5 protein-coding genes are annotated in these 6,309 nt (G+C 72.4%); 3 read left to right on the top strand and 2 right to left on the bottom strand.

Annotation, left to right across the window (positions count from 1 at the left end; all coding sequences use genetic code 11):
* Window positions 1-47 precede the first annotated feature (47 nt).
* Complete coding sequence (locus ACFU74_RS35155; RefSeq protein WP_380764205.1) at window positions 48-2,273, bottom strand: NADP-dependent isocitrate dehydrogenase; 2,226 nt, start codon at window positions 2,271-2,273, stop codon at window positions 48-50.
* Window positions 2,274-2,591: 318 nt separating this feature from the next.
* Between ACFU74_RS35155 and ACFU74_RS35150 the strand changes: the two genes are divergently transcribed.
* Entirely contained in the window at window positions 2,592-2,909 is a 318-nt protein-coding gene (locus tag ACFU74_RS35150) for an SAV_915 family protein (protein WP_380764204.1), read from the top strand.
* The gene (locus ACFU74_RS35145; protein ID WP_380764203.1) at window positions 2,906-3,217 is read left to right on the top strand and encodes a hypothetical protein; all 312 of its coding nucleotides are present in this window, start codon (window positions 2,906-2,908) and stop codon (window positions 3,215-3,217) included. Before ACFU74_RS35150 ends, ACFU74_RS35145 begins: the two co-directional genes overlap by 4 nt.
* A gap of 66 nt (window positions 3,218-3,283) precedes the next feature.
* Here the strand turns inward: ACFU74_RS35145 and ACFU74_RS35140 are convergent, their stop codons facing one another.
* The gene (locus ACFU74_RS35140) at window positions 3,284-4,144 is read right to left on the bottom strand and encodes a DMT family transporter (protein WP_380764202.1); all 861 of its coding nucleotides are present in this window, start codon (window positions 4,142-4,144) and stop codon (window positions 3,284-3,286) included.
* Between the two features lie 470 nt (window positions 4,145-4,614).
* On the opposite strand from ACFU74_RS35140, the gene ACFU74_RS35135 reads away from it, so the two are divergent.
* Window positions 4,615-6,279 carry an APC family permease gene (locus ACFU74_RS35135; RefSeq protein ID WP_380764201.1) on the top strand — a complete coding sequence of 555 codons (1,665 nt, stop codon included), beginning with the start codon at window positions 4,615-4,617 and terminating at the stop codon, window positions 6,277-6,279.
* Window positions 6,280-6,309 lie beyond the last annotated feature (30 nt).

The raw sequence follows: 6,309 nt of genomic DNA, 5'->3' as shown, positions 1-6,309 counted from the left end.
GACCGGACCTCCGGGGCCTCCCGGGTTCAGCTCCTGCGCCGTCGGGCTCAGGCGAGGGTGGCGAGCGCCTCGTTGAGGGTCTTCGACGGGCGCATCACGGCCGCGGCCTTGGCCGGGTCCGGCTGGTAGTAGCCGCCCAGGTCGACCGCGGAGCCCTGCACCGCGACGAGCTCCTCGACGATGGTCTGCTCCTGCTCGGTCAGCGTCTTGGCCAGGCCCTCGAAGGCCTGCGCGAGCGCGGCGTCCTCGGTCTGGCCGGCCAGCTCCTGGGCCCAGTAGGTGGCCAGGTAGAAGTGGCTGCCGCGGTTGTCGATGCCGCCGAGGCGGCGGCTCGGCGACTTGTCCTCGTTGAGGAAGGTGCCGGTGGCGCGGTCCAGGGTGTCGGCCAGCACCTGGGCGCGGGCGTTGCCGGTGGTACGGGCCAGGTGCTCGAAGCTGGCGGCCAGCGCGAAGAACTCGCCCAGGCTGTCCCAGCGCAGGTAGTTCTCCTTGACCAGCTGCTGGACGTGCTTCGGGGCGGAGCCGCCGGCGCCGGTCTCGAACAGGCCGCCGCCGTTGATCAGCGGGACGACCGACAGCATCTTGGCGCTGGTGCCCAGCTCCAGGATCGGGAACAGGTCGGTCAGGTAGTCGCGCAGCACGTTGCCGGTGACCGAGATGGTGTCCTCGCCGCGGCGGATGCGCTCCAGCGAGAACCTGGTGGCCTCGACCGGGGACTTGATCTCGATCTGCAGACCGTCGGTGTCGTGGTCCGCCAGGTAGGTCTTGACCTTCTCGATCAGCACGGCGTCGTGGGCGCGGCTCTCGTCCAGCCAGAAGACGGCCGGGTTGCCGGTGACCCGGGCGCGGGTGACGGCCAGCTTCACCCAGTCGCGGATCGGCAGGTCCTTGGTCTGGCAGGAGCGGAAGATGTCGCCCGGCTGGACGGCCTGCTCCAGGACGACCTCGCCGGTGGCGGCGTCGACCAGGCGGACGGTGCCGGCCGCGGCGATCTCGAAGGTCTTGTCGTGGCTGCCGTACTCCTCGGCGGCCTGGGCCATCAGGCCGACGTTCGGGACCGAGCCGATGGTGGCCGGGTCCAGCGCGCCGTTGGCGCGGCAGTCGTCGATGACGGCCTGGTAGACGCCCGCGTAGCTGCTGTCCGGCAGCACGGCGAGGGTGTCGGCCTCCTGGCCGTCCGGGCCCCACATGTGGCCGGAGGTGCGGATCATGGCCGGCATCGAGGCGTCGACGATGACGTCGCTCGGCACGTGCAGGTTGGTGATGCCCTTGTCCGAGTCGACCATGGCCAGCGCCGGGCCGGAGGCCAGCTCGGCCTCGAACGAGGCCTTGATCTCCTCGCCGAGGTGCGGGACGTTCTCCAGGCCGGCCAGGATGCCGCCGAGGCCGTTGTTCGGGTTGAGGCCCGCGGCGACCAGCACCTCGCCGTACTTGGCGAAGGTCTGCGGGAAGAAGGCGCGGACCACGTGGCCGAAGATGATCGGGTCGGAGACCTTCATCATGGTGGCCTTCAGGTGGACCGAGAACAGCACGCCCTCGGCCTTGGCCCGGGCGACCTGCGCGGCCAGGAAGGTGTTCAGCTCGGCGACGCGCAGGACCGAGGCGTCCACGACCTCGCCGGCCAGCACCGGGACGGACTCGCGCAGCACGGTGGTGGCGCCGTCCTCGGCGACCAGCTCGATGCGCAGCGCGCCGTCGGCGGCGACGACGGCCGACTTCTCGGTGGAGCGGAAGTCGTTCTCGCCCATGGTGGCGACATTGGTCTTGGAGTCGGCCGACCAGGCGCCCATGCGGTGCGGGTGGGTCTTGGCGTAGTTCTTGACCGACGCGGGGGCGCGGCGGTCCGAGTTGCCCTCGCGCAGGACCGGGTTGACGGCGCTGCCCTTGACCTTGTCGTAGCGGGCGCGGACGTCCTTGTCCTCGTCGCTCTGCGGGTCGTCCGGGTAGTCCGGCAGCGCGTAGCCCTGCGCCTGGAGCTCGGCGATGGCGGCCTTGAGCTGCGGGATCGAGGCCGAGATGTTCGGCAGCTTGATGATGTTGGCGCCCGGGGTCTTGGCGAGGGCGCCCAGCTCGGCGAGCGCGTCGCCGATCCGCTGCTCCTCGGTCAGACGCTCCGGGAAGCTCGCGATGATTCGCCCGGCGAGGGAGATGTCGCGAGTCTCCACCTTCACGCCCGCCGTCGAGGCGTACGCCTGGACCACCGGCAGGAACGAGTACGTTGCCAGGGCCGGCGCCTCGTCGGTGTGCGTATAGATGATGGTCGAGTCAGTCATCGGTACTCCGCTTCACGTCTCCAACGTCTTGACGTCAAGATATCTCGTGACCGCCCCTCCGCTCCACCTCCCCCCGGATTCGGATCAGCTCCACCGTCGTCCCGGCGCCGCCGCGGGGCAAGCGGAGCGGGCCGGCGGGCGCCTTCGGCAAGGGGCGGGCCCGACCGTCAGGACTCCGTCAACGCGGCGCTGCATTCGGTCAACGCTGCGTCAGGACGGTTCTCCGGGTGCCCGGGCCGGGCCTAGCGTCATGGGGAGCGGCTCCGCGCAGTCGCGCGCAGTTCCGGCAGGCCCCACTCCACAATCGGGAGCACCCGCATGGCCCGCGTCGTCGTCTGGCACGTCCCGGTCACCGTCATCGGACGGACCACCTCCCTCCGCCTCTTCCGCCTGCGCGACGGCCGACGCTGCGCCGTCGGCTTCAGCTCGGCGGGCGCGCTCGCCGAGCTGCTCGGACCCGAGCAGGCCGCCGTCGTCCTCGGCGAACCGGCGCTGCGCGCGCTCACCGCGCCGCTCGGCATCGAGGAACTGGTGCTGGATCCGCGCCTGGTCGCCCCTCCGGTGGCCGGTCGGGCCGCCCGACCGGCCGCCGGGCACCCCGCTTCCCGCTCCGGCGCGCGGCTCCAGCACCGGTGAACGCACTCCACCTCGTTCCCGGCGGGCCGCTGCCCGAGCCGGCCCGCCCGCTCCAGGCCCTGGCCCGGGTGAGCTACGGCCCGGTCCCGCTGGACTTCGACCGGCTGGCGGCCGAGATCCCGGCCGTGCAGAGCGGCCTGGCGCTGGCCGGTGACGCCGACCTCGAACTGCGGCTCGCCTGCACCGGGCCGGAGGAGTTGCGGGCCGTCTCGGCCGCCCTGCTCCGCGCCGGGGCCGCGCACGTCCACGTCGACCTGGTCCTGCGCGCCCTCGTCCCCGGCCAGCCGGCCCTGCGGCCGGTGCCCTGACACCGCCGCCCCGGGTTCCCGCGCCCGCCCGCCGCCCGGACAGCGGGCGGGCGGGCGCGGGGCACGCTAGCGGCGGGTGAGCGCGGCGACGGCGGTGAGCAGCAGGGCGGAGCCGGCCGGCAGGGCCGCGGTGAGCGGTTCGCCGAAGAAGGCCACGCCGAGCACGGCGGCGGTGGCCGGTTCGAGCAGCACCAGGACGGCCGCGGTGGCGCCCGGCACGACGGCCAGGCCCGCGAAGTACCAGCGGTAGGCGAGCAGCGTCGGCACGGTGCCGAGGAAGAGCAGGGCGGCGGCGTTCACCAGTGGTGCGCCGGTGGTCGGCAGCACGCCGCCGTCCACCGCGAGGGCGAGCGGCAGCAGGCAGACCAGGCCGGTGGCGAACGCCCCCATCGAGGCGCGGGCGGTGCCGCCGGCGCGGGCCCAGAGGGTGAGCCCGCTCTGCCCGGCGCCGGCCAGGACGGCGAGCGCCACCCCGAGCACGGGCCGCGGCCCGCTCGCCGGGCCGGCCACCAGCAGGACCAGCCCGCCCAGGGCGAGCAGGTTGGCGGCCACCGCCCGGGCGGTGAGGCGTTCGCCGAGCAGCAGGTGGGCGCCGATGCTGGTGAGCACCGGTCCGGCGCCGATGGTGATCAGGGTGCCGAGGCCGAGCCCGGCGAACCGGACCGAGCCGAAGTAGGCGCACTGGCTGACGGCCAGCCCGAGCCCGGTGAGCACGGCGGCGCGGCGCGAGCCGGCGGCGCCGCGGGCGGGCAGCAGGGCGAGGCAGCCGGCGGCGACGGCGAACCGCCAGGCGCAGACGGCGACCGGGCCGAGACCGGCGGCGCCCATCAGCAGGGCGGCCACGGCTCCGCCCGCGCCCCAGGCGACGGCGGCGGCAGAGATGGGCAGCAGGCCGTGCCGGACCGGCACGGCGGCATGAGTGGTCATGCGTTCGTTCTCCACGACGGGGTGCCGGGCGGGGCCCGGCCGGATGAGGTCCACCGGCGGAGCGGGCGGCACTCATCGGCCCGGGAGCGGCGCAGGCCGCCGGGCTGGGAGCGTGGAGGGGCCGCCCGCTAGCGGACGGGCGGCGGCAGGATCCGGGAACGCATGGGAGCGACCCTACAGGCCGTGCGGCACGACCGCATTTCCATACGGCCCCGCCCATTTCCATAACCCTGGGATCACCGTCCGTAGCACGGACACGAACCGAAGCTCAATGGATGCTCAAATCCTGGAATTACCCGCAGGTAGCGTAACGGGTGCATGAACAGATGGCCTCCTACCTGCGGAGATATCCAGCAAAGTAGGTAACCATTCGGTAAGGAAACCTGTGCAGATGTCTCTGCATCCGCCTACTGTGTTGCAACTCTCCGCGCTCCGAACTCCGGAGAACCCTCACCACAGAGAGATTGCGCATGGCCTCCCTCAACCAGCTCTCCCCGCCCGGTACGGGCAACGGTTCCGGCACCGGGACCACCACCCACCGGTCGCTCCGCCGAGAAGTCGGCCTCATCGGCCTCATGTGGGCCTCGGTCGGTTCGATCATCGGCTCGGGCTGGCTCTACGGCGCGAAGAACGCCGTCGTCGTCGCCGGACCGGCGGCGCTCGTCTCCTGGGGCATCGGCGCGGTCGCCATCGTCCTGCTCGCCTTCGTGCACGCCGAGCTCGGCGGCATGTTCCCGGTCGCCGGCGGCACCGCCCGCTACCCGCACTACGCCTTCGGCGGGCTGGCCGGCATGTCGTTCGGCTGGTTCTCCTGGCTCCAGGCCGCCACCGTCGCCCCCATCGAGGTCCAGGCGATGATCGGCTACGCCGGGCACTGGGAGTTCGCGCAGGGCTTCCTCAACGCCGACGGGACCCTCACCGCGAGCGGCATGGTCGTCGCCGTGCTGCTGATGGGCCTGTTCGTGGCGGTCAACTTCCTCGGCGTGCGGGCGCTCGCCCGCACCAACAGCGCCACCACCTGGCTGAAGATCTTCGTCCCGCTGTTCGCGATCTTCGTGCTGGCCGTGACCAACTTCCACGGCTCCAACTTCACCTCGCACGGCTTCGCCCCGTTCGGCGTCAAGGGCGTGCTGACCGCGGTCAGCGCCAGCGGCATCATCTTCGCCCTGCTCGGCTTCGAGCAGGCGATCCAGCTGGCCGGCGAGAGCAAGAACCCCAAGCGAGACATCCCGCGCGCCGTGCTCGGCTCGGTCGCCATCGGCACCGCGATCTACGTCCTGCTCCAGGTCGTCTTCATCGCCGCGCTGCCCGCCTCCACCTTCGCCAACGGCTGGGGCAACCTGGACTTCCCCGGCATCGACGGCCCGTTCGCCGGCCTCGCCACCCTGGTCGGCCTCGGCTGGCTGGCGTGGGTGCTGTACTTCGACGCCATCGTCTCCCCCGGCGGCACCGGCCTCATCTACACCACCTCGACCTCGCGCATCGCGTACGGCCTGAGCAAGAACGGCTACGCGCCGCAGCTGTTCGAGCGCGTCGACAAGCGCGGCGCGCCGTGGTTCGGCCTCGTCATGTCGTTCGTCACCGGCGTCATCTGCTTCATGCCGTTCCCGAGCTGGCAGGAGCTGGTCGGCTTCATCACCTCGGCCAGCGTGCTGATGTACGCGGGCGCCCCGCTCGCCTTCGGCGCCATGCGCCGCCGGCTGCCGGCGCGCGAGCGCTCGTACCGCCTGCCCTGCGGCGCGGCCGTCGCCCCGGCGTCGTTCATCGTCTCCAGCCTCATCATCTACTGGGCCGGCTGGCACACCCTGTCCCGTCTGGGCATCGCGATCGTCATCGGCTACCTGCTGCTCGGCAGCTACGCCCTGTACGCCACCCGCAAGGGCCTGCCGAACGCCCCGCACATGGACTGGCGGGCCGCCCAGTGGCTGCCGTTCTACCTGCTGGGCCTCGGCCTGATCTCCTGGCAGGGCGGCTTCGGCGACGGCACCGGCCGGATCCCGATGTGGTGGGACATCGCGGCGGTCTCGGTCTTCTCCCTGGTGATCTACTACTGGGCGATCCGGGTCGCGCTGCCGGCCGAGGTCATCGAGCGGAACATCGAGGACATCGAGGTCGTCGACGAGGGCGGTCACTGACCCCTCGGCCGACCCTGCGGAGGGCCCGCC

It is taken from the genome of Kitasatospora sp. NPDC057500 (assembly GCF_042802195.1).
In the GTDB taxonomy this organism is placed as follows: Bacteria; Actinomycetota; Actinomycetes; order Streptomycetales; family Streptomycetaceae; genus Kitasatospora.
Note: the sequence above shows the minus strand (reverse complement) of the source record. Positions and strands in the feature narration are given on the sequence as shown.